Genomic DNA, 25,329 nt, shown 5'->3' with positions numbered 1-25,329 from the left:
TTTTTTTTTGCACCGTCTGCTAAGGATTTGCAGGTGCAGCAGGGGAGGTCTGGGTCGACGTGTCACCGGACACGTTATGCACGCGGACATAACCCAGTTGCTCCGGTGTCAGGCCGCTGAGTCGCAGCGGGACGGTGGCCGTATGCTGCGGCAGCAGCGAGGCAGGCACGTCAATCGTCTGACTCAGACTGTCACCGCCCAGCGGTTTACCTGTCGCCGGGTCAAGTTCACCCCAGATCACCGTTGCGTGCAGCGCAGGCAACGGCCTGTCGTCCATTGAGCGTACCGTGAGGGTTGCCCGCGAGCCGCTGGCTTCCGCAGTGACGGGCGACAGTGTCAGTCGCAGTGTGCCGAGCTGCGTGTGAAGCGCCACCGGCGTGTTCGCCTGCGGCACCAGCCACGCACCTTGCTGCAACTGGCTGTTGAGCTGCCCCTGGATTTCCAGCGCGCTGGCCTGCGTGGTCAGGTGCTGCATCTGTTGATTAAGCTGACTCACTTCCTGATGCAGTTCTTTCACCTGCGGATTGCCGGCCGTGCTGCTGCAGCCGCTCAGCGTCACCAGAGAGAACACGACCGGAACCCAAACCAACCTGTTCATAAGTTATCCTTGTCCGTTATTCAGGAATACGTAATACCTGGCCAGGATAGATCTTATCAGGATGGGTGAGCATTGGCTTGTTCGCTTCGAAAATCTTGTTGTATTCACTGGCATTTCCATACACCTCTTTGGAAATGGCGCTCAGCGTGTCGCCTTTCTTCACGGTGTATAGCTTTGACTCGGCCGCACTGTCTGTTACGGTGACCTTGTCTTCCACTTTTGTGATGCCAGCAACGTTACCTGCTGCGATCAGAATCTTCTCTTTCAGCTCCTGAGAAAGGCCATCGCCGGTCACGGTTACGGTATCACCATTGACCTTCACGTCCACCTTGTCGCTGTCTGGCAAGCCGAGCTTGTTGATGTGATCCTGCAGTTTTTTATTCTGGTCTTCACCGCCATGCACGGCATCCCACAATTTTTCACCCGCTTCTTTCACAAAATTAAACAGACCCATACAACCTCCAGTGTGTTAGTGGATATACGCCGTCTTTCGGCTCTATAAGCGTAGACCCTTTTGCCAGCACTGATATTTAACATCATTTGTGCTGTGCGCGGTTGTTCACGAAAGGCACGAAGAGATTTTGTTGATTCGCAGTTCGCGCTACACTGTGTGGCCCATCTATCTCGCGTCAGGAAACGTCATGCATTGCCCATTCTGCTCCGCTGTGGACACCAAAGTGATTGATTCTCGTCTGGTTAGTGAAGGCTCCTCGGTGCGCCGCCGCCGCCAGTGTCTGATGTGTCATGAACGCTTCACCACCTTTGAGGTGGCAGAACTGGTGATGCCACGCGTGGTGAAAAGCAATGATGTGCGCGAACCTTTCAATGAAGACAAAATGGCCAGCGGGATGATGAAAGCGCTGGAGAAGCGTCCGGTCAGCGCCGACGCGGTGGAAAGCGCCGTAAACCATATTAAAACGCAGCTGCGCGCCACCGGCGAACGTGAGATCCCCAGTAAGCTCATTGGCAATCTGGTGATGGATGAGCTGAAGAAACTCGATAAAGTTGCCTATATTCGCTTCGCCTCGGTGTACCGCAGCTTTGAAGATATTCGTGATTTTGGCGAAGAGATCGCCCGGTTACAGGATTAAAGTATGGATGAGCTCTATATGGCGCGCGCGCTGGAACTGGCGCGACGCGGCCGTTTTACCACCATGCCTAACCCGAATGTTGGCTGTGTCATCGTGCGCGATGGCGAGGTGGTGGGTGAGGGCTGGCATCAGCGTGCCGGTGAGCCGCATGCTGAAGTCCACGCCCTGCGCATGGCGGGCGAGAAAGCGCGTGGCGCAACCGCCTATGTCACGCTGGAGCCATGCAGCCATCATGGCCGCACGCCGCCCTGCTGTGATGCGCTGATCGCCGCGGGCGTTACCCGCGTCGTGGCCGCCATGCAGGACCCGAATCCGCAGGTCGCAGGTCGCGGACTGCACCGTCTGCATCAGGCAGGCATTGACGTCAGTCACGGTCTGATGATGCCGGAAGCGGAAGCGCTGAATCGCGGCTTCCTCAAGCGGATGCGCACCGGATTCCCCTGGATTCAGCTCAAACTGGGTGCGTCGCTGGATGGCCGCACGGCCATGGCCAGCGGTGAAAGCCAGTGGATAACGTCGCAGGCTGCCCGCCGCGATGTACAGCGTCTGCGGGCGCAAAGTGCCGCGATTCTCAGCAGCAGCGCCACTGTGCTGGCGGACGATCCCTCCCTGACAGTGCGCTGGTCTGAACTCACTGCCGACAGCCAGGCGCTGCTCGATGAGCAGCAGCTGCGTCAGCCGGTACGGGTAGTTATCGACAGCCAGAATCGCGTCGCACCGCAGCATCGGCTCGTTTCACAGCCGGGCGAAACCTGGCTGATGCGTCATCAGCCGGACCAGCAGCGCTGGCCTGCCGGGGTGACGCAAATCGCGGTTCCACTGCGCGAACAGCAATTAGATCTGGTGGCAATGATGATGCTGCTGGGACAGCGTCAGATTAACAGCGTCTGGGTTGAAGCGGGGGCAACGCTGGCCGGTGCCCTGTTGCAGGCCGGGCTGGTCGATGAACTGATTGTTTATCTGGCACCGAAGCTTTTAGGTCATGAAGGACGCGGCCTGTGTCAGTTGCCGGGACTCAGCCAGCTGGCTGACGCGCCTGCCTTCCGTTTCAGCGACGTCCGGCAGGTGGGTGACGATTTGCGTCTGACCCTGACACCACAATAACACGGTCGGAAAAGCGAGAGCACGCCGCCCAAGAGTATGATAGAATCCGCCCCCCTGCGCGGGGCCAACCAAACCCCTGAAAGGATAAGTATGAAAGTTATCGAAGCTGCTGTTGCAACGCCTGAGGCCAATGTTGCCATCGTTATTGCGCGTTTTAACAACTTCATTAATGACAGCCTGCTGGATGGCGCAGTTGATGCCCTGAAACGTATTGGCCAGGTCAAAGATGACAATATCACCGTAGTCTGGGTGCCTGGTGCCTACGAACTGCCTCTGGCAGCACGTGCGCTGGCGAACTCAGGCAAACATGATGCGATTATCGCACTCGGCACCGTTATTCGTGGTGGCACTGCGCACTTCGAATATGTGGCGGGTGAAGCCAGCTCCGGTATCGCCAGCGTTGCCATGAACAGCGATATTCCTGTCGCGTTCGGCGTGCTGACGACGGAAAGTATTGAGCAGGCCATTGAGCGTGCCGGCACCAAAGCGGGTAATAAAGGTGCTGAAGCGGCGCTGACTGCGCTCGAAATGATCAACGTATTGAAAGCCATTAAAGCCTGATTTTTGTAAGGGGAATTTTGTGAAACCTGCTGCTCGTCGTCGCGCCCGTGAGTGCGCTGTTCAGGCGCTTTACTCCTGGCAGTTGTCGAATAACGACATTGCCGATGTGGAATACCAGTTTCTGGCGGAACAGGACGTCAAAGACGTCGACATTACCTATTTCCGCGAACTGCTGTCCGGTGTGGCGACCAACAGTGCGTATCTGGATGGACTGATGAAGCCTTATCTGTCGCGTCAGCTCGAAGAGCTGGGCCAGGTAGAAAAAGCTATCCTGCGCATCTCGCTGTATGAGCTGAGCAAACGTGATGATGTGCCCTATAAAGTGGCCATCAACGAAGGGATTGAGCTGGCGAAAGTCTTCGGTGCCGAAGACAGTCATAAATTTGTTAACGGCGTGCTGGATAAAGCCGGTCCACAAATTCGACCCACTCGCAAATAAACAAAAAGGCCGGCTTGCCGGCCTTTTTTCATGAAGAGTTAAGCGGAACGCAATTATGTCTTGTGGTGAATTTGAACTCATCGCACGCTATTTCAACCGCAGAACACGCAGCCGCCGTGATGTCGAACTCGGCATCGGTGACGATTGTGCGTTACTTAGCGTGCCGGAAAAACAGACGCTGGCGATCAGCACCGATACCCTGGTCGCGGGAGTGCACTTCTTACGTGATATCCATCCTGCCGATCTCGGTTACAAAGCCCTGGCTGTTAATCTTAGTGACCTTGCGGCCATGGGTGCCGATCCCGCGTGGCTGACGCTGGCCCTGACGCTGCCGCAGGTCGATGAGAGCTGGCTTTCTGCCTTCAGTGAGAGCCTGTTTGAACTGCTGGAATATTACGATATGCAGCTGGTTGGCGGCGACACGACCCGTGGCCCGCTGAGCCTGACGCTGGCGATTCACGGTCTGGTACCCCAGGGCCGCGCCCTTAAACGTTCGGGCGCAAAGCCGGGCGACTGGATCTACGTGACCGGCACGCTGGGTGACAGCGCGGCAGGTCTGGCGCTGCTGCAGCATCACTGCCGCATCAGCGATCCGGCGGTACACGAAGCGCTGATTAAACGTCATCTGCGTCCCATGCCGCGCATTCTGCAGGGGCAGGCATTGCGTTCGCTGGCCTCCTCTGCGGTGGACCTTTCCGACGGCCTGATTTCCGACCTCGGCCACGTGCTGAAAGCCAGTGGCTGCGGCGCACGGCTTAACCTTGACGCGTTGCCACTGTCGGCGGCGCTGCGTGACCACTTTGAACCTGAGCAGGTATTGCGCTGGGCACTGAGCGGCGGGGAAGATTACGAACTCTGCTTCACCGTGCCGGAAGTTAACCGCGGCGCGCTCGATGTGGCGCTGGGCCATCTGGGCGTGCCTTATACCTGTATCGGGCAGATTGCACCGGAATCGGAAGGCTTAATGCTGCTGGATGATGGCAAACCCGCCACCTTCCGTCATAAAGGGTTTGATCACTTTGACACTAAATAATGACGTGGCGAAAAGCCGCCTGCGGATGAGCAATCCCTGGCACCTGCTGGCGACCGGTTTCGGCAGCGGGCTAAGCCCGGTCGTGCCCGGCACCATGGGATCGCTGGCGGCCATCCCCTTCTGGTGTCTGATGACCTATCTGCCGCAGGATCTCTATTCGCTGGTGGTGCTGGTGGGTATCTGCGTCGGCGTCTATCTCTGCCATCGCACCGCCAAAGATATGGGCGTGCACGATCACGGCAGTATTGTCTGGGATGAGTTCATCGGCATGTGGATTACGCTTATGGCGATTCCGGTCAACACCTGGCAATGGGTACTGGGCGGTTTTGTGCTGTTCCGTATTCTTGATATGTGGAAGCCGTGGCCGATTCGCTGGTTTGACCGCAATGTGCATGGCGGCATGGGGATCATGGTTGATGACATCATTGCTGGCGTGATTTCTGCGGCCATGCTCTACGGCTTTGCCGCCTGGCTGGCGGGCTGACGGCAGGCGCTGCCTACCTGATGGACGGTGACGCCCGCGCAGGGCGTCACTTTCTGGTTCAGCTTTATTCGAATCCTGTCGCCTGATGCGGCTGATAGACCTCTTCCAGCAGCGTCACCTCTTCTTCACTCAGCGTGACATCTACTGCCTTCACCAGATCCTCAAACTGCTCTGCACGTGACGCACCAATAATCGGTGCCGTAACAGCAGGCTTGCTGAGCAGCCAGGCCAGAGCCACCTGCGCCCGCGTCACGCCTTTACGTTCCGCCACCTGCGCCAGCCGCTCTGCAATTGCGGCATCGTTCTCTTCGGTGTTGTCATAGAGCTTCGCCATCACCTGGTCAGAGGCGGAACGCGCGGTGTTTTCACCCCACGGGCGGGTCAGCTTACCGCGTGCCAGCGGACTCCAGGGCAGCACGGCGATCTGCTCTTTCAGACAGAGCGGATGCATTTCACGCTCCTCTTCGCGCTGAATCAGGTTGTACTGATCCTGCATACTGACAAAGCGATGCCAGCCCTGTTCAGACTGCATCTGCAATGCGCGGTCAAACTGGCTGGCGTGCATTGATGAGGCACCGATGTAGCGGGCTTTACCGGACTGCACCACCTCATGCAGCGCTTCCAGCGTCTCTTCCAGCGGCGTGTCGTAATCCCAGCGGTGAATCTGCAGCAGATCGACATACTCCATGCCCAGACGCTGGAGGCTGTCATCAATGGATTGCAGGATATTTTTGCGCGACAGCCCCTGTGACAGATTGGTGAGCGGGAAATAAACTTTGGTAGCGACCACAATCTCGTCGCGGCGGGCAAAATCTTTCAGCGCCCGACCCAGGATCTCTTCGCTGCTGCCATCTGAGTAGCTGTTGGCGGTATCGAAGAAGTTGATGCCCGCATTGAGCGCCTGCTGGATCAGCGGGCGACTGCTTGCTTCCGGCAGCGTCCAGGCGTGATTACCGCGTGCTGGCTCGCCATAGGTCATACAGCCAAGACAGAGACGTGACACCTGCAGATCGGTGGTACCCAGTTGAATCATTTTCATGGTGGAGGCTCCTGCGAAAGTGCAAAGGCTTTAGCATAGCAGGATGTTGCGCTCCCCGAGGGGGAGCGCAGAGAGGGGAGGTTACTGTGCCAGCCAGCGGGCAATCTGTTGCTGAATGCCCGCCGCGTCCAGCAGATAGTCATGACGGACTTCTTCCTGCGTTCCCTGCGGGATGAACTCATCAGGCAGACCGATGTTCAGCACCGGAACGGCCAGGCGTTTCGCCATCACAAACTCATTGACGCCACTGCCCGCGCCCCCTTTGATTGCGCCTTCTTCCAGCGTAATCAGCGAGTCGTGCGTTTTGGCCAGCTCAGCGATCAGCGCTTCATCCAGCGGCTTCACAAAGCGCATATCGACCAGGGTCGCGTTCAGCGCCTCTGCCGTGGCGGCAGCTTCCGGCAGCAGCGTACCGAAGTTCAGAATCGCCAGCTTTTCACCCTGACGTTTCACCACCGCTTTACCAAGCGGCAGACTCTGCAGCGGAGCCAGCGGTGTGCCGACACCCGTGCCGCGCGGATAGCGCACCGCACTTGGACCATCCTGATGGTGATAGCCGGTGTACAGCATCTGCCGACACTCGTTTTCATCGCTCGGCGTCATGATCACCATATCCGGCACGCAGCGCAGATAGGCGAGATCAAACGCGCCCTGGTGAGTCTGACCGTCCGCCCCGACAATGCCACCGCGATCGATAGCAAACAGGACCGGCAGTTTCTGGATGGCTACGTCATGGATCAGCTGATCGTAGGCGCGCTGCAGGAAGGTGGAGTAGATGGCAACAATCGGTTTATAGCCACCGATCGCCATACCGGCGGCAAAGGTCACCGCATGCTGCTCCGCGATCGCCACATCAAAATATTGCTTCGGAAATTCGCGTGAGAACGCCACCATGCCGGAGCCTTCACGCATCGCCGGGGTAATCGCCATCAGTTTTGGATCGTCGGCGGCCATTTCACACAGCCAGTTACCGAAGATTTTAGAGTAGCTCGGCAGACCTTCTGCGCTTTTCGGCAGCTCACCAATTGCCGGATCAAATTTAGGTACGGCGTGCCAGGCAATCGGATCTTCCTCTGCCGGTGCGTAGCCTTTCCCTTTTTTGGTCATGATATGCAGGAACTGCGGCCCTTTCAGGCTGCGCATGTTGCTCAGTGTGTTCACCAGCGTCAGCACATCGTGACCGTCCACCGGACCGATGTAGTTAAAGCCCAGCTCTTCAAACAGCGTTCCCGGCACAACCATGCCTTTGAGGTGCTCTTCGGTGCGTTTTACCAGCTCTTTGATCGGAGGCAGATTCGTGAGCACGCGCTTGCTGCCTTCACGCAGCCGCGCGTAGGTTTTACCCGACAGGATCTGCGCCAGACGGTTATTGAGCGCGCCGACGTTTTCAGAGATCGACATCTCGTTGTCGTTAAGGATGACCAGCATGTCCGGCTTGATATCACCGGCATGGTTCATCGCTTCAAACGCCATGCCTGCGGTGATTGCGCCGTCGCCAATAATACAGGCGGTGCGACGGCCCTGACCTTCACGCTCAGCCGCCGCCGCCATGCCGAGACCAGCACTGATAGAGGTCGACGAGTGACCGACGCTTAGCACGTCATATTCGCTTTCACCGCGCCACGGGAACGGGTGTACGCCATTTTTCTGGCGAATGGTGCCGATGCGATCGCGGCGACCGGTCAGAATTTTATGCGGATAAGCCTGATGACCCACATCCCAGACCAGATGGTCAAAAGGGGTGTTATAGACATAATGCAGTGCGACCGTCAGTTCGACGACGCCCAGACCCGATGCAAAATGGCCGCTGGAGCGGCTCACACTGTCTAACAGATACTGACGCAGTTCATCACAGAGCGCAGGCAACTTCTCTTTTGGCAGGGCGCGGAGCGCCTGAACCGTGTCTGCCAGCGCCAGTGTCGGGTATTTAGCAATATCAAAACTCATCAGAGACTCATTATGGAAGTTATTTGTCGCGTTCAATTATGAAGCTCGCCAGCGCCTGCAGTGCTGTCGTGTTATAGGAGTGCGCAGCGAGCAATGCTAAAGCATCAAGAGCTTCCTGATACAAATCCCGCGCCTTGGCACGGGCATCTTCAAGGCCTAACAGTGAAGGATAGGTGCTTTTTCCCAGATCCTGATCGGCACCCTGGCGTTTTCCGATCACCGCCGTATCTCCCACCACATCCAGGATATCGTCCTGCACCTGAAATGCGAGACCGATAGCCTCTGCGTAGCGGTCGAGCAGCGGCAGCGCTTCGCGACCCGCATCGCCTGCCGCCAATGCCCCTAAGCGCACCGCTGAGCGGATCAACGCGCCGGTTTTATGGCGATGGATCTGTTCCAGCTGATCGAGATCCACAGACTGGCCTTCCGCTGCTAAATCGAGTGCCTGTCCGCCACACATGCCGGCAACACCGCTGGCTTTCGCCAGTTCCGAGAGCATCATCAGACGGTATTCAGCGCTGACACCGGGCATCGCTTCATCGGCCAGAATAGAAAAGGCCAGCGTCTGCAGGGCGTCGCCCGCCAGAATCGCGGTATCTTCGCCATATTTTATGTGACAGGTTGGCTGCCCGCGACGCAGTGCATCATCGTCCATCGCAGGAAGGTCGTCATGAATCAGAGAGTACGCATGAATGCATTCAACCGCGGCGGCGGGCGCATCCAGACTCGCCGGGTCGGCGTGGAGCATGTCGCCGGTAGCGTAGACCAGAAAAGGACGCAGGCGTTTACCGCCTAATAATGCCCCATAATGCATGGCATTCACCAGAGGAGAACTCTGAAAAGGAAGTGGCTCTATAAAACGCGTCAGCGCAGCGTTGACCTGCTGCTGATAAGCGTCGAGTAATCGGGCAAAATCCATTAGTCGTTTTCCGGCGTGAAAGCAGTGAGGTCGGCATCTTTATCATCGTTCAGCAGAATACGGACCCGCTGTTCAGCCTGTTGCAGCGTCTGCTGGCCATTGCGCGCCAGCTGCACGCCGCGCTCAAATTCGTTCAGGGCTTCTTCCAGCGGCAGTTCGCCACTTTCCAGACGGCTGACAATCTGCTCCAGCTGCTGCAATGACGTTTCAAAGCTGGCTGGCTGTTCGGCTTTTTTCGGCATATTTCGTGTCGACTCACGGTTGGGACATTATCTCGCAATCGGTCATGGTAGCTGAGACCCTATGATTAGCAAAATAATCAATGCGACGGCTGATGAAGAAGCAGTCACCTGACAAAGGTGATATACTCCCGCGCCTCGGATGCGGTTGCGCCATGCAGCCCGCAATTTTGTGATTTTACCAGCTAAGTGCTGCCTGTTTTAGCACTTATTTGCCCAACGAAGCTGTGTCGCCATGAAGTTTATCATCAAGTTATTTCCTGAAATCACCATCAAGAGTCCGTCGGTGCGTTTGCGCTTTATTAAGATTCTTGCCAGCAATATTCGCAACGTCCTGAAAACCGTAAGCGACGAAATCGCCGTGGTGCGCCACTGGGATCACATTGAAGTGCGTTCGAAAAATCCGGTGCTGCGGGACATTATTCCCGATGAGCTGACGCGCATTCCGGGGATTCATCACGTTTTAGCGGTTGAAGATCGTGAGTACACCGATATTCATCACATCTTTGAACAGACGTTAGCGCAGTATCGCGAGAGCCTTGAAGGCAAGAGCTTCTGCGTGCGGGTTAAACGTCGTGGTAAGCATAGCTTCAGTTCACAGGATGTGGAGCGCTATGTTGGCGGCGGTCTGAATCAGCATATTGAAAACGCCCGCGTACAGCTTAAAAACCCGGACGTGACGGTGAATCTTGAAGTGGAAGAGAATCGCCTGACGCTGGTGACCGCACGCTACGAAGGTCTGGGTGGTTTCCCGATCGGTACGCAGGAAGATGTGCTGTCGCTGATTTCCGGTGGTTTCGACTCGGGTGTCTCCAGCTATATGCTGCTGCGTCGCGGCAGCCGCGTGCATTACTGCTTCTTTAATCTTGGCGGTGCCGCCCATGAGATTGGCGTCCGTCAGGTTGCGCACTATCTGTGGAATCGTTTTGGTCGTTCGCACCGCGTGCGTTTCGTGGCGATCAATTTTGAGCCGGTAGTGGGTGAGATCCTCGAAAAAGTGGATGACGGCCAGATGGGCGTGGTGCTGAAGCGCATGATGGTGCGTGCCGCGTCAACCATTGCTGAGCGCTACGGCGTGCAGGCGCTGGTTACCGGTGAGGCAGTGGGTCAGGTGTCGAGCCAGACGCTGACCAATCTGCGTCTGATTGATAACGCGTCCGATACGCTGATTCTGCGTCCGCTGATCTCGCACGACAAAGAGCACATCATCAGAATTGCCAGGGAGATCGGCACCGAAGATTTCGCCAGCACCATGCCGGAATATTGCGGCGTGATTTCAAAAAGCCCGACGGTGAAGGCAGTGAAAGCGAAAATCGAAGCTGAAGAGCAGAATTTCGACTTCTCGATTCTGGATCGGGTGGTGGAAGAAGCAACCAACGTCGATATCCGTACCATCGCTGAGCAGACAGACGAAGAGGTGACCGAAGTTGAGACCGTCGCACTTCTGAGTGAGAACGATGTGGTGCTGGATATCCGCTCCATTGATGAGCAGGAAGAGAAACCACTGACGCTGCAAGCCACGGAAGTGAAATCGCTGCCGTTCTACAAACTCAGCACACAGTTTGGCGATCTCGACCAGAACCGGACCTGGCTGCTCTACTGCGATCGCGGTGTAATGAGCCGTTTGCAGGCGCTCTATCTGCATGAGCAGGGCTTTAAGAACGTTAAAGTTTACCGGCCATAATCACATCTTAATGCCAGTCAGCGCCTGTTCAGGTCTGACTGGCTCTCTCGTTTTAAGTCTGAGTCTTTACGCCTGATAGTCGTAAATGCCGGGAGCCAGCACCAGCTGTGCAGCGACCTTGCGTGCGTTCTCTTTTCCCGCCAGCAGATCAATCAGCTTCAGCGCAAAATCCATTGCCGTGCCCGGCCCCTGGCTGGTCAGCAGATTGACGCGCGGATCCCAGACGACACGCCGCTCCATCCATTTCTCTTCCGGAATCGTCTCTTTCAGGCCAGGAAAGCCGGTCATATTACCGACCGGGAAGAGATCGTGCGGGATCAATACCGTGCCTGCCGCCGCGCAGATTGCCGCGACAATTTTCTCATTAAGGTGAAACTGACGTACCGTTTCGACCAGCAGTGGGCTATCGCGAAAGGTTTCAGCGCCTTTCAGGCCACCGGGCAGGACGATGGCGGCGAAATCATTATCAGCGACTTCAACCAGTGTCACATCAGCCAGCAGGCGAACACCGCGTGAACAGACGATCTCCCGGCTGCCATCGCTTTCGACGCTGGCGGTAACCACGTTCAGGCCGGCCCGTACCAGCAGGTCGATGGTGGTAACGGCTTCGATCTCTTCACTGCCATGTGCCAGGCAAACCAGCACCGATGCGTTCGCGGTCATAATGGGACTCCTTGCGTTTTACACTATCATACAGACGGGTGTTCTCCGTCAGCACCAGGCCGTGCGTCCGGGCGCGTCGCAGCAAAAAGCCGCTGATGTAGTCGATTTCGGTGAGCCGCTGGGCGCGAACGTCCTGCAGCATTGAAGAGGTGTTGGCCGCCGTGCTTTCAATCACATCGAAGATGATATCCTGCAAGCTGTCACTGGCGACGTTCTGGCCTTCACGCTCCATGACCCAGCTGATCTCTTCGCACAGCTGAGCGATCTGCTCCGGATACGCGCGCAGTGCGCCGTTCTGGCACTCATACGCCACGCTGAGCGGATTGATGACGCAGTTAACTGCCAGTTTACGCCAGCAGGCAGCCCGGATGTTGTCATGCCACGCCACATCGGGCAGGGCAGGGTGGAGGATGTCGGCGAGGTCGCTGTAAGCGGCACTTTTGCGGTTACCGGGGCCAATGTGGGTTATGCCACTGGCAATGTGTTTGATGACGGTGCCATCACGCATCGCCGCATGGGTCGTGACACCGCGCAGCAGGGGCTGAGTCAGCCCTTTGAGCTCTTCAAGCGTGCCCATGCCGTTGTGCAGCAGCAACACCGGGCAGTTTTCTGGCAGCACGCTTTCCAGGTTTTTCACTGCTGGTGAGACCTGCGGTGCTTTTAGCGTAACCAGCAGCAGCTGGCTTTCCGCCAGAAACAGCGGATCGTTGGCGATAAACGTGCGGTTCGAAATGTTGCCCTGTGGATCGATCACATTGGCTGAACAGTAGGGCTGCGGCACCCGCAGCCATCCCTGTACTTCATGCCCCTGTCGGGCCAGCGCTGTCAGCCAGACCTGACCCAGAGCACCGCAACCTAACACGGTAATTTTCATGCTGCCTCCCGCTGGCGGGCTATCCATCTGTTATTCACTGTCACACCTTCAGTATAGCGTTGTGTGCAGCCTGATTTTATTTAGCACCCTAACACGCGTATTATGCATGTCACTTTAGCGTCAGGAGAAGAAGAGATGCCATCTTTCGATATCGTTTCAGAGGTCGATCTGCAGGAAATTCGCAATGCGGTGGAGAATGCCAACCGTGAAGTGTCTACCCGCTTCGATTTCCGCAACGTGAGCGCCGAATTTGAGCTCAACGAAAAGAATGAAACCATCAAGATCACCAGCGAGTCTGATTTTCAGGTTAAACAGCTGGTCGATATTTTGCGTGAGAAGTTACTGAAGCGCGGGATTGAAGGCGGTGCCTTAGAGGTGCCGGAAGAGATTGAGCACAGCGGTAAAAGCTGGGCGGTCGATGCCAAACTGAAAAAAGGCATTGAAAGTGACGTGGCGAAGAAGCTGGTGAAGCTGATCAAAGACAGCAAGCTGAAAGTGCAGACCCAGATTCAGGGTGAAGCGTTACGAGTGACCGGCAAAGCGCGTGATGATTTGCAGGGCGCGATGGCGATTGTGCGCGGCAGCAATCTGGGACAGCCGTTCCAGTTTAAAAATTTCCGCGACTAAGCGGGGGGCGGCTGAATTTCAGCATGAATGCAGTGATAAAAACCCGGCTAAGGCCGGGTTTTTTGTTATCTGGCAGGCGCAACCCTGCTTCGATTCAAATTTGTGAGCCGTCTGAATTAAGGCGTGGTTTGGGACGTCTGTGGGAACGTGCACTGGCTTGCATCTCTTTGAACAAGTCAAACGTCTGGAGCGCGCTGTGAGCTGTAGGGCGTCTGTAAGATCGCGGCCCGGCTCAGGGAGCCTGTGCCTTTCGCAAAGACGCAAAAGCGCCATCCATGGCGGCTCAGCGCGGGTGATTACGCACCTCATCCCTGAGGTGCGCCCGTAAACGGGCCAACGCTCTGCGTTGTTCAAAAACGCTCCCGGCGTTTTTGTCCCTGGCCCGCGATGCTTTGCTACAGGCACAGGCTCCCATCGCTTTGAATTTCTGAGTTGTCTGTAAGAAGACTTATGCGGGGTTTAAGATTAAGCACAAAATCAAATTCGGGGGGATTCAGCAGCAACTCAAAAGCTCAGGGGCGCAGTGAACACGGGCAGAAGAGGAAAGCGTCCCGCGGCAGGGATGGCGCGGGACGAGCGTGCCATGGATGGCGGCTTTTGCGTCTTTCCGATCTGAACGTGTTCTCTGAGCCAGCTCGATCCTGAAGCGAAACGAGCTGACGTTATCACTAAACTTTTTGAAACTAGCAGCTCCCCAGCAACGCTTCCAGCTCAGGGCGGCTGGTAACTTTACTGTCGATTTTGATGTAGGCGCTTTTCTCTTCCGGCACGATAAACACGGAGTTCACGCCTTTCTGCGCTTTCAGGCGCTGCTCCAGATTCGGCAAAGCCAGTGCCGCATCACTCAGCACAATTCGCAGACTGCTCACATAAGGCGGCTCCTGCATCGTCATACTGACAAACAGCCATGCCGCAGCCACCATCGCACCCACCATAAATACGGTCTGCGCATCGAAATGACCAAACACCCAGCCGCCCATACTGCCGCCAACGGCCACGCCCAGGAACTGGCTGGTGGAGTAAATCCCCATCGCCGTGCCTTTGTAGCCAGCAGGCGACTCTTTACTGATCAGTGAAGGGAGAATGGCTTCCATCAGATTGAAAGCGAAGAAGAAGAGCTGAACCCCAACCACCAGCGTCCAGAAATGGCCTTCTGCACCCCATAACACGATCTCAGCAATCACAATCATTCCGACGCAGCCGACAAAGACGCGCTTCATGCGGCGTTTCACTTCGGCATAAATGATGAACGGCACCACGCCGGCAAAAGCGATCAGCATCGTGGAGAGATAGACTTTCCAGTGCTCAGGGGCCGGAAAACCCGCTTGCTCAAACTGCCCCGGCAAGGCGACAAAACTCGACATCAGCAGAACGTGCAGGCAGAAAATACCGATATTGAGCTTCACCAGACGGGGGTTAGCCAGCACTTTGCGGAAGCTGCCTTTCACCATACCCGATTCACGGTTCAGCACATGATGAGAAGCGGATGGTACCACCAGCAGCGTGATGACGATACCCAGCGAGGCCAGAATCGCAATCATCCAGAACAGCGCCTGCAGGCCCAGTGCGTGGGTGACGACCGGGCCGACCACCATCGCAATCGCGAAGGTGACACCAAAACTGATGCCGATAAACGCCATCGCTTTGGTACGATTCTGCTCACGGGTTAAATCGGACAGCAGTGCCATCACGGCGGCGGCAATTGCGCCTGAGCCCTGCAGCGCACGGCCCAGAATAATGCCCCAGATAGAGTCGGTGCAGGCAGCAATAACGCTACCCAGAACAAACAGCAGCAGTCCGCCGACGATCAACGGCTTTCGCCCGATGCGATCGGAAAGCAGACCAAAAGGAATCTGAAATATTGCCTGAGCCAGGCCATAAATACCAATGGCCAGACCGATTAAGGTTTCACTCGCGCCCTGTAATGCCATGCCATAAGTGGTCAGTACCGGCAGGACCATAAACATTCCCAGCATGCGCAGGGAAAAGACCGTACCGAGGCCCCATGTGGCGCGCAGCTCCACCGGAGTCATTTTATTATCGTTCATTCCAACCTCTGTTAATGTGCTGCATTTATTCTAGGTGGCGGGGCAGGGCGGGTAAAACAATAGTTTTTAAGCAGTCGTAACAAAAAGAAAGGGCGCGAAAATCGCGCCCTTTTCATGCTCTTGCGGTGTCGGTTACCAGACGTAAGTCAGCAGGTCCTTCGAGGCCGGAGCCATCGAATCTACCGACATCATCACGCTCAGCGCAGTGATGGTCACGATAGAGAAGACAAACAGTTTACGCGCCCAGACACGGTCATCTGCGGTTTTATAACCCGATAACGCCATGCCCAGCCACCAGACGCTGACCGCAGCGGCCACCACCAGATATTTGTAGCCCGCGTAGCCGCCCAGCGTCAGCATCAGCGTGGCAATCATAAACGCCAGAATGTAGAGCGTAATATGATTCTTAGCCACGGAAATGCCTTTCACCACCGGCAGAACCGGGATGTTCGCTGCCTGATAATCTTTAAAGCGGAAGATAGCAATCGCGTACGAATGCGGCATCTGCCACAGGCTAAAGATCGCCAGCAGGATCAACGCGCCCGCATCAAACTGGTTGGAGACTGCGCAGTAGCCGATAACCGGCGGCGCAGCACCCGACAGACTGCCAATCAGCGTACCGTAAACGGAATTACGCTTCATGTAGAGGCTGTAGATGCCCACGTACACCACGAAGCCCATGACCGCCAGCCACATGGCCAGCGGATTAGCGCCGAAGTAGAGCAACGCAAAGCCAGCAATACCCAGCACAGTGGCATAAACCAGGCTAACTTTCGCGGAGATTAGGCCTTTTACCAGCACCCGATTCCGGGTTCTCTCCATCTTGATGTCGATGTCGCGGTCAATCACGTTGTTGAAAACACAACCCGATGCAACCACCAGTGACACGCCCACCAGGGTGATGAGAAACAGGGCGTAATCCGTGTTGCCTTTGGAGGCCAGCAGGAATCCGCCGATCACAGAAATTAAATTCCCGAAAATAATTCCTGGTTTTGTAACTTGCAGGTATTGCTTAAACATTACGTATGACTCTTTAGTGAGGCATCATGTTGTAGTTGAGGTTCCACATGATCCACAGTGAGCCTACTACGACAATCAGGATGATGATGGCCGAGAAAACAATGGCTACCATGTTCCAGCCACCCTCAGATTTGCTGTCTAAGTGCAGGAAGTAAACCAGGTGAACCAGCACCTGAATTACCGCACACACCAGAACAACACCGAGGATAGTACCGTGAGATGCACTGCCATCCATTACCATCCAGAACGGGATTGCCGTCAGGATGATAGAGAGGATGAAGCCGATCATGTAGGACTTCACGCTACCGTGTGAAGCGCCATGTTCGTTAACAGAATGACTCATTACATGGCTCCCATCAGGTAAACAACGGTGAAGACGCAAATCCAGACCACGTCCAGGAAGTGCCAGAACAGGCTCAGACACATGATACGGGTGCGGTTAGTCGCGTTCAGGCCACGTTTGGAAATCTGGAACATCAGAACCAGCATCCAGATCAGACCTGAGGTCACGTGCAGACCGTGGGTACCGACCAGCGTAAAGAAGCCAGACAGGAAGCCACTGCGATCCGGACCAAAGCCTTCTGCAATCAGGTGATGGAATTCATAGATTTCCATTCCGATGAAGCCCAGACCAAACAGGAAGGTCAGCGCCAGCCAGCCGATAACGGCACCTTTTTGCTCCTTGTTCATGGAGATAACAGCCATGCCGTAAGTGATCGAACTCAGCAGCAGCAGGGCGGTTTCTACCAGAACAAATGGCAGCTCAAAGATATCTTTACCTGCCGGGCCACCGGCAGTGTTGTTGACCATGACGGCATAGGTCGCAAACAGGGTTGCGAAGATAATGCAGTCACTCATCAGGTAGATCCAGAAGCCAAAGACTTTGTTGGCTCCTGCATCGTGATGCCCATGCTCCGCATGGACGTCGTGGTGATGTTTAATCAGAGTTTCAGTTGACATTATTTCAGACCTGCTTTGCTGATTTCGTCAAAATGCTGGTTCTCAATCTTCTGAACTTCGGCAACCGGAACGTAGTAATCCACGTCTTCGTCGAAGCTCTTCACGATCCAGGTAACGATCATGCCGAGGAATGAAAGACCCGCCATCCACCAGATATGCCAGATCAGCGCGAAGCCCATAATAGTGGCGAATGCGCAGATGACGATGGCAGCACCACTGTTTTTCGGCATATGAATTTCTTCATACGATGCCGGCTGTTTGTACGCTTCGCCTTTCTCTTTCATTTCCCAGAACGCATCACGCTCATGCACGTGCGGGATAACAGCAAAGTTGTAGAACGGTGGTGGTGAAGAGGTTGCCCACTCCAGCGTACGACCGCCCCACGGGTCACCCGTCACATCACGGTTCTGATCGCGGTCACGTACTGAGACGTAGAACATGGTCAGCTGACACAGGATACCCAGTGCAATCAGGCCCGCACCGACCGCAGCAACCACCAGCAGAGGGTGGAACTGTGGATCGATATCCTGGCTCAGACGACGGGTCATACCCATGAAGCCCAGTGCGTACAGCGGCATAAAGGCAACGAAGAAGCCAATGATCCAGAACCAGAACGCGCGCTTACCCCAGGTTTCGTTCAGGGTGAAGCCAAAGGCTTTCGGGAACCAGTAGGTCACGCCCGCCATACAACCAAAGACTACACCACCGATGATAACGTTGTGGAAGTGCGCAATCAGGAACAGGCTGTTGTGAAGGATAAAGTCAGCACCCGGAACGGCCAGCAGTACGCCGGTCATACCCCCTACAGAGAAGGTGACCAGGAAGCCAACGGTCCACAGCATGGCAGAGTGCATCTGAATGCGGCCCTGATACATGGTGAACAGCCAGTTAAAGATTTTAACCCCGGTCGGAATCGCGATGATCATCGTCATGATACCGAAGAAGGCGTTAACGTTGGCACCTGCACCCATGGTGAAGAAGTGGTGCAACCATACGATAAACGACAGTACGGTAATGGCGATGGTCGCCCACACCAGTGAGGTATAACCAAACAGACGTTTTTTGGAGAAGGTCGCGGTGATTTCTGCGAACACACCAAATACCGGCAGCACCAGGATATACACTTCCGGATGGCCCCAGACCCAGATCAGGTTGACGTACATCATCATGTTCCCGCCCATTTCATTGGTGAAGAAATGGAAGCCGAGATAACGATCAAGGGTCAACAGCGCCAGGGTCACGGTCAGAACCGGGAACGCAGCGATGATCAGGACGTTGGTGCACAGCGCGGTCCAGGTAAATACCGGCATTTTGAACAGGCTCATGCCCGGTGCGCGCATCTTCAGGATGGTCACGAAGAAGTTAATACCGGTTAAAGTCGTACCGATACCTGAGAGCTGAAGGCTCCAGATCCAGTAATCGACCCCGACCCCGGGACTGTACTCCGCGCCGGAAAGCGGCGGATAAGCCAGCCAGCCGGTCTGCGCGAACTCGCCCACACCCAGCGACAGGTTAACCAGGATCACACCGACCGCAGTAAACCAGAAGCTCAGGTTGTTCAGGAACGGGAACGCAACGTCACGTGCACCAATCTGCAACGGAACGGCGATGTTCATCAGGCCAACCACGAAAGGCATCGCCACGAAGAAGATCATAATCACGCCGTGCGCGGTAAAGATCTGGTCGTAGTGGTGCGGTGGCAGAATGCCCGCTTCACCGGCCGAAGCCATAACCTGTTGGGTACGCATCATAATGGCATCAGCGAAACCACGCAGCAGCATGACGAACGCCATGATGACATACATGATACCCAGGCGTTTGTGGTCGACTGACGTCAGCCATTCAGACCACAGATATTTCCACTTACCAAAATAGGTGAGCGCAGCGACCAGCGCCAGACCACCTATGATGATAGCGGCAACCGTAACCATGATAATCGGCTCATGATACGGCACTGCATCCAGTGTTAATTTTCCGAACATCGTATTATTCCTCGGCTCCCGCGGAAGCGGCGTGACTCATGTCCATACCTTCATGCTGTGGCATGTCCATTTTCCCGTGGCTCATCTTGAACTTGTCGATGACTTGCATGAACAGTTTCGGATCAGCTGAAGAGAAATATTCCACCGGATGATTTTCGCTTGGCACTGCCACTTTCTCGAAATCTTCCATGGTGGTCAGCGTGTTAGGGGCTGCTTTAACTTTAGCCACCCACTGCTGGAATTCCGCATCGTCTTTGGTTGCAATGGCTTTAAACTTCATGCCAGAGAAGCCACGACCACTGAAGTTTGCAGAGATACCGTCGAAAGTTCCTGGCTCATTCGCAATCAGATGCAGCTTGGTCTGCATACCGGCCATCGCATAAATCTGGCTGCCGAGCGTTGGAATGAAGAAAGAGTTCATGACGGAGTTAGAGGTGATTTTGAAGTTCACCGGAGTATTTGCCGGGAAGGCAATCTGGTTCACGGTCGCAATACCCTGTTCCGGGTAAATGAACAACCATTTCCAGTCCAGTGCAACCACATCAATCTCAACCGGTTTCACATCAGATTGCAGCGGTTTGCTGGGCTCCAGTGCGTGGGTTGATTTCCAGGTCAGTACGCTGAGGAAGATAATGATCAGGATCGGAATGGTCCAGACCACGGCTTCCACTTTGTTAGAGTGTGACCAGTTAGGGCTGTACTTCGCATTCGTGTTGGACGCCCGATACTTCCAGGCAAACACCACGGCCATCAGGACTGCGGGAATCACGACGATCAACATCAGGCCAAAGGCAGTCAGTATCAGCGAACGTTGCTCCAGTGCAATCTGTCCTTTGGGATTTAACAATGCACTATCGCAGCCACTCATTAATAAAGTGCCTGCAATTAATGACAAAATCCCCAAACTTTTATTGTATTTACTGAGTCTCATTTAACGACCTCAATGACAAAGGGCTCTATTGTCGTTTAAGTGTGCGCGCATTTTACGGGAAGGTTTATGCAGTGTAAACCAGCTTAAGGATGTGTCAGATACGTGTTGACACCTTTTGCTAAGGGTGTCACAGATGTTGCGCCAGGTGACAAATAATTAACGCAGACAAGCAGTTGGCATCAATATAACGAAAACCAATGGAAGTAACCGTAAAAAAATCAGGGAAAGGAATAACCCTTACTTTTAACTCCCAAATATTTAACAACTCTGCATCATTTGCGCGACTAAATTTAACTAAAGTAATTGCTCACCGGTTTTTAGTATTTCCGCTACGCCTCCTCAGGTTCAATTCTTAATTTTTAAAAATAACACGCGATGATAAATGACGGCGACTTATCCGGATGTGAAAAAATAAGCCGCCCCCCGTTAACCTATCGATTTCACTTAAGCATCTGACGCGGGCAAATCAGGCGTTTTCTTCAGCGCCCGATAGTCCAGCAGCACGCCCGCCAACACGGCCAGTAAAGAGAGGGTCATACCCAGCTCAAACAGGCGGGTGAGCAACGGCGTCAGCGCAGTCAGCCCCAGTGCATTCAGTGCCAGCGCGATCAGCCAGAGAGCCAGTACGCCGCATCCGGCTGCAAACAGACGATTCGTCCAGCGATAGCCATGAGGATAGTAGCTTCGTGTGAGGAAATTGCCACTCTGCTCGACCTGATTAAGCGTTTGGCGGCAAAAAGCCAGCAGCACCAGTCCCGGCAGACCCGCGATCACCGTGAAAGCATAAAAGGTCGGCCAGCCCCAGAGTTCCACCAGCCAGCCCGCCGCCGGGCCGACATAAACACGACCTACCGCAGATAGCGCCGACAGCAGGGCAAACTGGGTCGCTGAAAACGATTTGTTACACAGCGTCATCAGCAACGCGACAAAGGCCGCGGTGCCCATGCCGCCGCAGAGGTTTTCGACAAAGACGGCGCTGGCCATACTCCACAGCTGTTTGTCGGTGACGGCCAGCAGCCAGTAGCCAAAATTCGAGACCGCCTGCAGCAGGCCAAAAATCAGCAGCGCCCGGAACAGACTCAGGCGCTGCATCAAAACGCCGCCATAGAGCGCTCCGATAATGGTCGCCAGCAGGCCCAGCGTCTTGTTCACCAGCCCGACGTCACCGGCATTGAAGCCGACGCCGCGAATCAGAAAGGTGGTGGTCAGCGAGGCGGCAAAAGCATCGCCCAGCTTGTAAAGAATAATCAGGGTAATCAACAGCCAGGCGTTGTTGCGCTGGAAAAAATCTTTTAGCGGGTCGACCACCGCCTGTCGCAGTGAATGCGGCGTGGAGGTACGTGTGTCCGGCTCGCTTGCCATCAGCGTTGCGATAATGCCCGGCACCATCATCAGCGCCATCAGCCAGTAGGTCGCCTGCCAGCCCAGATAGCGGTCAGCAAGCCACAACGCCAGCCCGCCTGAAATCAGCATCGCCAGGCGATATCCCAGCACGGTGATCGCCGCGCCGCTGCCACGCTCTTCAGGTGGCAGAATATCCGTTTTCCAGGCATCAAAAACGATGTCCTGTGAGGCAGAGCAGAAAGCGATCAGCACCGCCAGCGCCGCCATCAGGGTCAGATCGCGGCCCGGCTGCAGAAAGCCCATCGCAACAATCCCGCCAGCCAGCGCCAGCTGACTCAGCAGTAACCAGCCGCGACGCCGGCCCAGAAACGGCGGCGTATAGCGGTCCATCATCGGCGACCAGAGAAATTTAAAGACATAGGCCTGGCCGACGAGTGAAAAGAAGCCGATGGTTTTCAGATCGACATTTTCCACCGTCATCCACGCCTGTAACGTGCCCGATGTCAGTGCCAGCGGCAGTCCGGAAGCAAAACCGAGCAGCAGCAATACGGCGGCGTTTTTCTGGCTGAAGAGGCGAAGATAGTGGTTCATGCGGATCCTGCAGATAACAAAAAGCCCTGCACGAGGCAGGGCAGGGGTGAGACGGTCTTAACGGGCGTTCTGTTTGATGAAGTCGTTCACGCTGGTGTCCTGAGCCATATCCGCGATCACATCGCTCATGGTGGCGTTCACCGCATTGGTAATCTTCTGGTTGCTCGCGCTGAACGCGCCTTCTACGCTGTAGGTCTGGCGGTAGTTTTTAACCTGTTTGTTGCCGTTTTTCGCGGTTGCGATGATAGAGATGTCCGCTTTGGTGGTGATGCTGTAGCGCACATTGCCCTGCGTCACGTCGGCGTAAAGATTGTTAACGACGATTTGCAGATCGACCGCGCCATCAGGACCAATCATATAGCCACGTGCGGTCATCTGTTTCTCCAGCACTTCCTGCAGCAGGAAACGGAGATCGCGCGATGGCGTTAAGGTCACTAACTGACCATCACGGTTAACTTTTGCCAGCGCCTGATCTTTACGCTGGTCGGCACCGTTGATGCTGACAGTGACGCCCATCAGGCCTGGATCCTGCTGCGGCAGCTGAATTTTAGGCTGAATCGTGAGGGTATTATTGCTGGTTGCACAGCCGGCTAAAATAAACGCAGCCAGCAGTGGGAATAACAGTTTTTTCAACATACTTTTTCTCGTTGGTGTCAGGGGGTTGGTTTGCAAAAACTGCGGTCATCATAGCATTGCCCGGCAGTGAAAAAAGCCCTGTTGCGGGTGAAATTGTCTCTGAAACTGTTTTAAGCGGGTTCAATGTCAGCCTGGTTTGCTGAGGGTTTCAGCTGCGTTATGATGCGCGCCGAAAGCCCGCAGACAACAAATGCAATATTTACCGTCTGCTGACGGGTAAGCGCACTAAAAGCGACTAAGATTGAATGAGATGGGGCACTGCGCTCGCCATTGAGGAGTAATAGCCATGATTCGCGAACAAATAGAAGAAAAGCTGCGTGTGGCGTTTCAGCCAGCTCATCTGGAAGTGCATGATGAAAGTTACCGGCACAACGTGCCTGCCGGATCGGAAAGTCACTTCAAAGTGGTCATTGTCAGCGACTGCTTTGCTGGTCAGCGCTTCCTGGCTCGCCATCGCCTGATTTATGGCGAACTGGCGACTGAATTAGCGGGCAGTGTTCATGCCTTAGCCCTGCATACGTATACCCTGAAAGAGTGGGAAGGGTTGCAGGATACCGTTCTGGCTTCCCCTAACTGTCGCGGTGCCGGAACACTCGCCTGATCTCCCCTCTCCCCAACGGCCTGCGGGCCGTTTTTTCTGTTATTAAGCGAAAAACGCGATCCCTGGCTCAAAAAAGCAGCAAACCTGCTGAAAAGTGGTGAGTTAGCGTCCTCGACTCATTCCAGCGATGCCGCTATAATGCTGCGTCTATTTTTCCGGAATGTCTTCGGGACGCTTCTGGTAACAGGGATCAGGTTCTCTTCACGGAAGCCGTCCCGGTTGTTAGATACGGCGCATTTCACTATGTGTGGTGTCTGAAGTTGACCGAGCACGTGATTTTTTGAGGTAACAAGATGCAAGTTTCTGTAGAAACCACTCAGGGCCTGGGCCGTCGCATTACGATTACTGTTGCAGCTGACAGCATCGAAAGCGCAGTAAAAAAAGAACTGGTTGACGTTGCCAGGAAAGTTCGCATCGATGGTTTCCGTAAAGGCAAAGTGCCGATGAACATCGTGGCGCAGCGTTACGGCGCTTCTGTCCGTCAGGACGTGCTGGGCGAACTGATGACGCGTAACTTTGTTGACGCCATCATCAAAGAAAAAATTAATCCGGCTGGCGCACCAAACTACGTGCCAGGCGAATACAAAGAAGGTCAGGATTTCACCTACGCGGTTGAATTCGAAGTTTATCCTGAAGTTGAGCTGAAAGGCCTGGAAAACATCGAAGTCGAAAAACCTGTCGTTGAAGTGACGGATGCTGATGTTGATACCATGCTGGACACCCTGCGCAAGCAGCAGGCCAACTGGATCGAAAGCGACGCTGCTGCAGGCCCGGAAGATCGTGCCACTATCGATTTCAACGGTTCTGTTGACGGTGAAGAGTTTGACGGCGGCAAAGCCTCTGATTTCGTTCTGGCCATGGGCCAGGGCCGCATGATCCCAGGCTTCGAAGAAGGCGTTGTGGGTCACAAAGCGGGCGAAACCTTCACTATCGACGTGAAATTCCCGGACGACTACCACGCAGAAACCCTGAAAGGGAAAGATGCGAAGTTCGAGATCGTGCTGAAGAAAGTTGAAACGCGCGAACTGCCAGAGCTGACTGAAGAGTTCATCAAACGTTTCGGCGTTGAAGATGGTTCTGTTGCTGGTCTGCGTACTGAAGTACGTAAGAACATGGATCGCGAGCTGAAAGGCGCTATCCGCAACCGCATCAAAACGCAGGCCATCGACGGTCTGGTTGAAGCTAACGAAATCGACGTGCCAGCTGCGCTGGTTGACAGCGAGATCGACGTTCTGCGTCGTCAGGCTGCACAGCGTTTCGGTGGCAACGAGCAGCAGGCGCTGGAACTGCCACGCGAACTGTTCGAAGAGCAGGCTAAACGCCGTGTTGTTGTCGGTCTGCTGCTGGGCGAAGTGATTCGTACCCACGAGCTGAAAGCTGACGAAGCGCGCGTAAACACCATGATCGAAGAGATGGCTTCTGCGTATGAAGATCCTAAAGAAGTCATCGAGTTCTACAGCAAGAATAACGAGCTGATGAACAATATGCGCAACGTCGCGCTGGAAGAACAAGCGGTTGAAGCAGTCCTGGCGAAAGCTAAAGTGACTGAGAAAGAGACCAACTTCCAGGATCTGATGAATCAGACCGCTCAGGCCTGATCACGCAGTTAACCGTCTGTGCTAAGCCCGTGACTGAAAAGTCGCGGGCTTTTTTGTATTTTGCGTTCAGAACGCTATTCTTCGCCGCTATTTGCTTAATAAACAGGCAAATTATTCACGCATCGCTTTTTCCGGGTTAGCGAACAGGGAAAAGATTGTTATGCTTGAAACAGGCGTGCAGTATCCCCAGATACAAGGGAGTATGCAGGAATGAGAGTGAGGCTGGCTGATTAACCGTCCTGAAGGTGTCGGAAAAGGCGTCGCGTGGTGTTTCCCGCGCGTCTTACGTAGAATCGGTACAGAATGTTGCCAATGA

General features: G+C 54.9%; 26 protein-coding genes. 10 read left to right on the top strand and 16 right to left on the bottom strand.

Annotated elements, in window-relative coordinates; translation table 11 throughout:
* Positions 1-19 precede the first annotated feature (19 nt).
* Together N5J69_RS09860 and lysM are read right to left on the bottom strand one after the other, a co-directional pair.
* Positions 20-598, bottom strand: a complete 579-nt coding sequence (locus tag N5J69_RS09860) for a DUF3251 domain-containing protein (protein ID WP_279769937.1) — start codon at positions 596-598, stop codon at positions 20-22.
* A gap of 16 nt (positions 599-614) precedes the next feature.
* Positions 615-1,052: a peptidoglycan-binding protein LysM gene (lysM, locus tag N5J69_RS09855; protein WP_279769936.1), complete on the bottom strand. Its 438-nt coding sequence runs from the start codon at positions 1,050-1,052 to the stop codon at positions 615-617.
* Between the two features lie 187 nt (positions 1,053-1,239).
* Here lysM and nrdR point away from each other — a divergent pair, with 187 nt between their 5' ends.
* From nrdR to pgpA, 6 genes are all read left to right on the top strand, one after another.
* Positions 1,240-1,689 (top strand): transcriptional regulator NrdR, encoded by a 450-nt coding sequence (gene nrdR / locus N5J69_RS09850; protein WP_009091750.1) that lies wholly within the window; start codon positions 1,240-1,242, stop codon positions 1,687-1,689.
* A 3-nt stretch (positions 1,690-1,692) separates the two neighbouring features.
* Positions 1,693-2,793 (top strand): bifunctional diaminohydroxyphosphoribosylaminopyrimidine deaminase/5-amino-6-(5-phosphoribosylamino)uracil reductase RibD, encoded by a 1,101-nt coding sequence (gene ribD / locus N5J69_RS09845; protein WP_279769933.1) that lies wholly within the window; start codon positions 1,693-1,695, stop codon positions 2,791-2,793.
* 90 nt (positions 2,794-2,883) lie between these two features.
* A complete protein-coding gene (gene ribE, locus N5J69_RS09840) occupies positions 2,884-3,354 on the top strand; it encodes a 6,7-dimethyl-8-ribityllumazine synthase (RefSeq protein ID WP_275219971.1) in 471 nt (156 codons plus the stop codon).
* A 19-nt stretch (positions 3,355-3,373) separates the two neighbouring features.
* Positions 3,374-3,793, top strand: a complete 420-nt coding sequence (gene nusB, locus N5J69_RS09835; RefSeq protein WP_098051325.1) for a transcription antitermination factor NusB — start codon at positions 3,374-3,376, stop codon at positions 3,791-3,793.
* Between the two features lie 55 nt (positions 3,794-3,848).
* Positions 3,849-4,826: a thiamine-phosphate kinase gene (thiL, locus tag N5J69_RS09830; RefSeq protein WP_279769929.1), complete on the top strand. Its 978-nt coding sequence runs from the start codon at positions 3,849-3,851 to the stop codon at positions 4,824-4,826.
* Positions 4,771-5,310, top strand: a complete 540-nt coding sequence (gene pgpA, locus N5J69_RS09825) for a phosphatidylglycerophosphatase A (protein ID WP_279770101.1) — start codon at positions 4,771-4,773, stop codon at positions 5,308-5,310. Before thiL ends, pgpA begins: the two co-directional genes overlap by 56 nt.
* A 64-nt stretch (positions 5,311-5,374) precedes the next feature.
* On the opposite strand, the gene N5J69_RS09820 is transcribed toward pgpA, so the two are convergent.
* The 4 genes from N5J69_RS09820 to xseB all read right to left on the bottom strand — a co-directional run bounded on the left by N5J69_RS09820 (position 5,375) and on the right by xseB (position 9,457).
* On the bottom strand, positions 5,375-6,349 hold the full coding sequence (locus N5J69_RS09820) for an aldo/keto reductase (RefSeq protein WP_279769928.1): 975 nt from the start codon (positions 6,347-6,349) through the stop codon (positions 5,375-5,377).
* 81 nt (positions 6,350-6,430) lie between these two features.
* The gene (gene dxs, locus N5J69_RS09815) at positions 6,431-8,296 is read right to left on the bottom strand and encodes a 1-deoxy-D-xylulose-5-phosphate synthase (RefSeq protein WP_279769927.1); all 1,866 of its coding nucleotides are present in this window, start codon (positions 8,294-8,296) and stop codon (positions 6,431-6,433) included.
* A 19-nt stretch (positions 8,297-8,315) separates the two neighbouring features.
* A complete protein-coding gene (gene ispA / locus N5J69_RS09810) occupies positions 8,316-9,215 on the bottom strand; it encodes a (2E,6E)-farnesyl diphosphate synthase (RefSeq protein WP_279769925.1) in 900 nt (299 codons plus the stop codon).
* Positions 9,215-9,457: an exodeoxyribonuclease VII small subunit gene (gene xseB / locus N5J69_RS09805; protein ID WP_013356982.1), complete on the bottom strand. Its 243-nt coding sequence runs from the start codon at positions 9,455-9,457 to the stop codon at positions 9,215-9,217. Before xseB ends, ispA begins: the two co-directional genes overlap by 1 nt.
* Before the next feature lie 232 nt (positions 9,458-9,689).
* On the opposite strand from xseB, the gene thiI reads away from it, so the two are divergent.
* Positions 9,690-11,138, top strand: a complete 1,449-nt coding sequence (gene thiI / locus N5J69_RS09800; RefSeq protein WP_279769922.1) for a tRNA uracil 4-sulfurtransferase ThiI — start codon at positions 9,690-9,692, stop codon at positions 11,136-11,138.
* A 66-nt stretch (positions 11,139-11,204) separates the two neighbouring features.
* On the opposite strand, the gene yajL is transcribed toward thiI, so the two are convergent.
* Both yajL and panE read right to left on the bottom strand, forming a co-directional pair.
* Positions 11,205-11,801, bottom strand: coding sequence for a protein deglycase YajL (gene yajL, locus N5J69_RS09795; RefSeq protein WP_279769921.1), 597 nt, complete (start codon positions 11,799-11,801; stop codon positions 11,205-11,207).
* Positions 11,755-12,675, bottom strand: coding sequence for a 2-dehydropantoate 2-reductase (panE, locus tag N5J69_RS09790; protein ID WP_279769920.1), 921 nt, complete (start codon positions 12,673-12,675; stop codon positions 11,755-11,757). The genes yajL and panE overlap by 47 nt, the downstream gene beginning before the upstream one ends.
* A gap of 135 nt (positions 12,676-12,810) precedes the next feature.
* Between panE and N5J69_RS09785 the strand changes: the two genes are divergently transcribed.
* The gene (locus tag N5J69_RS09785) at positions 12,811-13,302 is read left to right on the top strand and encodes a YajQ family cyclic di-GMP-binding protein (RefSeq protein ID WP_003852530.1); all 492 of its coding nucleotides are present in this window, start codon (positions 12,811-12,813) and stop codon (positions 13,300-13,302) included.
* 683 nt (positions 13,303-13,985) lie between these two features.
* Here the strand turns inward: N5J69_RS09785 and N5J69_RS09780 are convergent.
* From N5J69_RS09780 to N5J69_RS09745, 8 genes are all read right to left on the bottom strand, one after another.
* Positions 13,986-15,350, bottom strand: a complete 1,365-nt coding sequence (locus N5J69_RS09780) for an MFS transporter (RefSeq protein ID WP_279769919.1) — start codon at positions 15,348-15,350, stop codon at positions 13,986-13,988.
* A gap of 132 nt (positions 15,351-15,482) precedes the next feature.
* Positions 15,483-16,370, bottom strand: coding sequence for a heme o synthase (cyoE, locus tag N5J69_RS09775; protein WP_010255394.1), 888 nt, complete (start codon positions 16,368-16,370; stop codon positions 15,483-15,485).
* 13 nt (positions 16,371-16,383) lie between these two features.
* Complete coding sequence (locus tag N5J69_RS09770; RefSeq protein ID WP_008924889.1) at positions 16,384-16,713, bottom strand: cytochrome o ubiquinol oxidase subunit IV; 330 nt, start codon at positions 16,711-16,713, stop codon at positions 16,384-16,386.
* Positions 16,713-17,330, bottom strand: coding sequence for a cytochrome o ubiquinol oxidase subunit III (locus tag N5J69_RS09765; protein WP_279769918.1), 618 nt, complete (start codon positions 17,328-17,330; stop codon positions 16,713-16,715). The genes N5J69_RS09770 and N5J69_RS09765 overlap by 1 nt, the downstream gene beginning before the upstream one ends.
* Positions 17,330-19,312 carry a cytochrome o ubiquinol oxidase subunit I gene (gene cyoB / locus N5J69_RS09760; RefSeq protein ID WP_279769916.1) on the bottom strand — a complete coding sequence of 661 codons (1,983 nt, stop codon included), beginning with the start codon at positions 19,310-19,312 and terminating at the stop codon, positions 17,330-17,332. The genes N5J69_RS09765 and cyoB overlap by 1 nt, the downstream gene beginning before the upstream one ends.
* A gap of 4 nt (positions 19,313-19,316) precedes the next feature.
* Entirely contained in the window at positions 19,317-20,243 is a 927-nt protein-coding gene (gene cyoA, locus N5J69_RS09755; RefSeq protein ID WP_279769915.1) for a cytochrome o ubiquinol oxidase subunit II, read from the bottom strand.
* A gap of 444 nt (positions 20,244-20,687) precedes the next feature.
* Positions 20,688-22,178: a muropeptide MFS transporter AmpG gene (ampG, locus tag N5J69_RS09750; RefSeq protein WP_279769913.1), complete on the bottom strand. Its 1,491-nt coding sequence runs from the start codon at positions 22,176-22,178 to the stop codon at positions 20,688-20,690.
* Between the two features lie 57 nt (positions 22,179-22,235).
* Positions 22,236-22,814, bottom strand: a complete 579-nt coding sequence (locus N5J69_RS09745) for a lipoprotein (RefSeq protein ID WP_279769911.1) — start codon at positions 22,812-22,814, stop codon at positions 22,236-22,238.
* Between the two features lie 286 nt (positions 22,815-23,100).
* Between N5J69_RS09745 and bolA the strand changes: the two genes are divergently transcribed.
* Together bolA and tig are read left to right on the top strand one after the other, a co-directional pair.
* Positions 23,101-23,415: a transcriptional regulator BolA gene (gene bolA / locus N5J69_RS09740; protein ID WP_279769909.1), complete on the top strand. Its 315-nt coding sequence runs from the start codon at positions 23,101-23,103 to the stop codon at positions 23,413-23,415.
* 293 nt (positions 23,416-23,708) lie between these two features.
* The gene (tig, locus tag N5J69_RS09735) at positions 23,709-25,013 is read left to right on the top strand and encodes a trigger factor (protein WP_279769907.1); all 1,305 of its coding nucleotides are present in this window, start codon (positions 23,709-23,711) and stop codon (positions 25,011-25,013) included.
* The last annotated feature ends 316 nt before the right edge of the window (positions 25,014-25,329 follow it).

The organism is Pantoea sp. GD03673 (genome assembly GCF_029844725.1).
Lineage (GTDB): Bacteria > Pseudomonadota > Gammaproteobacteria > Enterobacterales > Enterobacteriaceae > Pantoea.
This window is presented reverse-complemented; position numbering and strand designations above follow the sequence as displayed.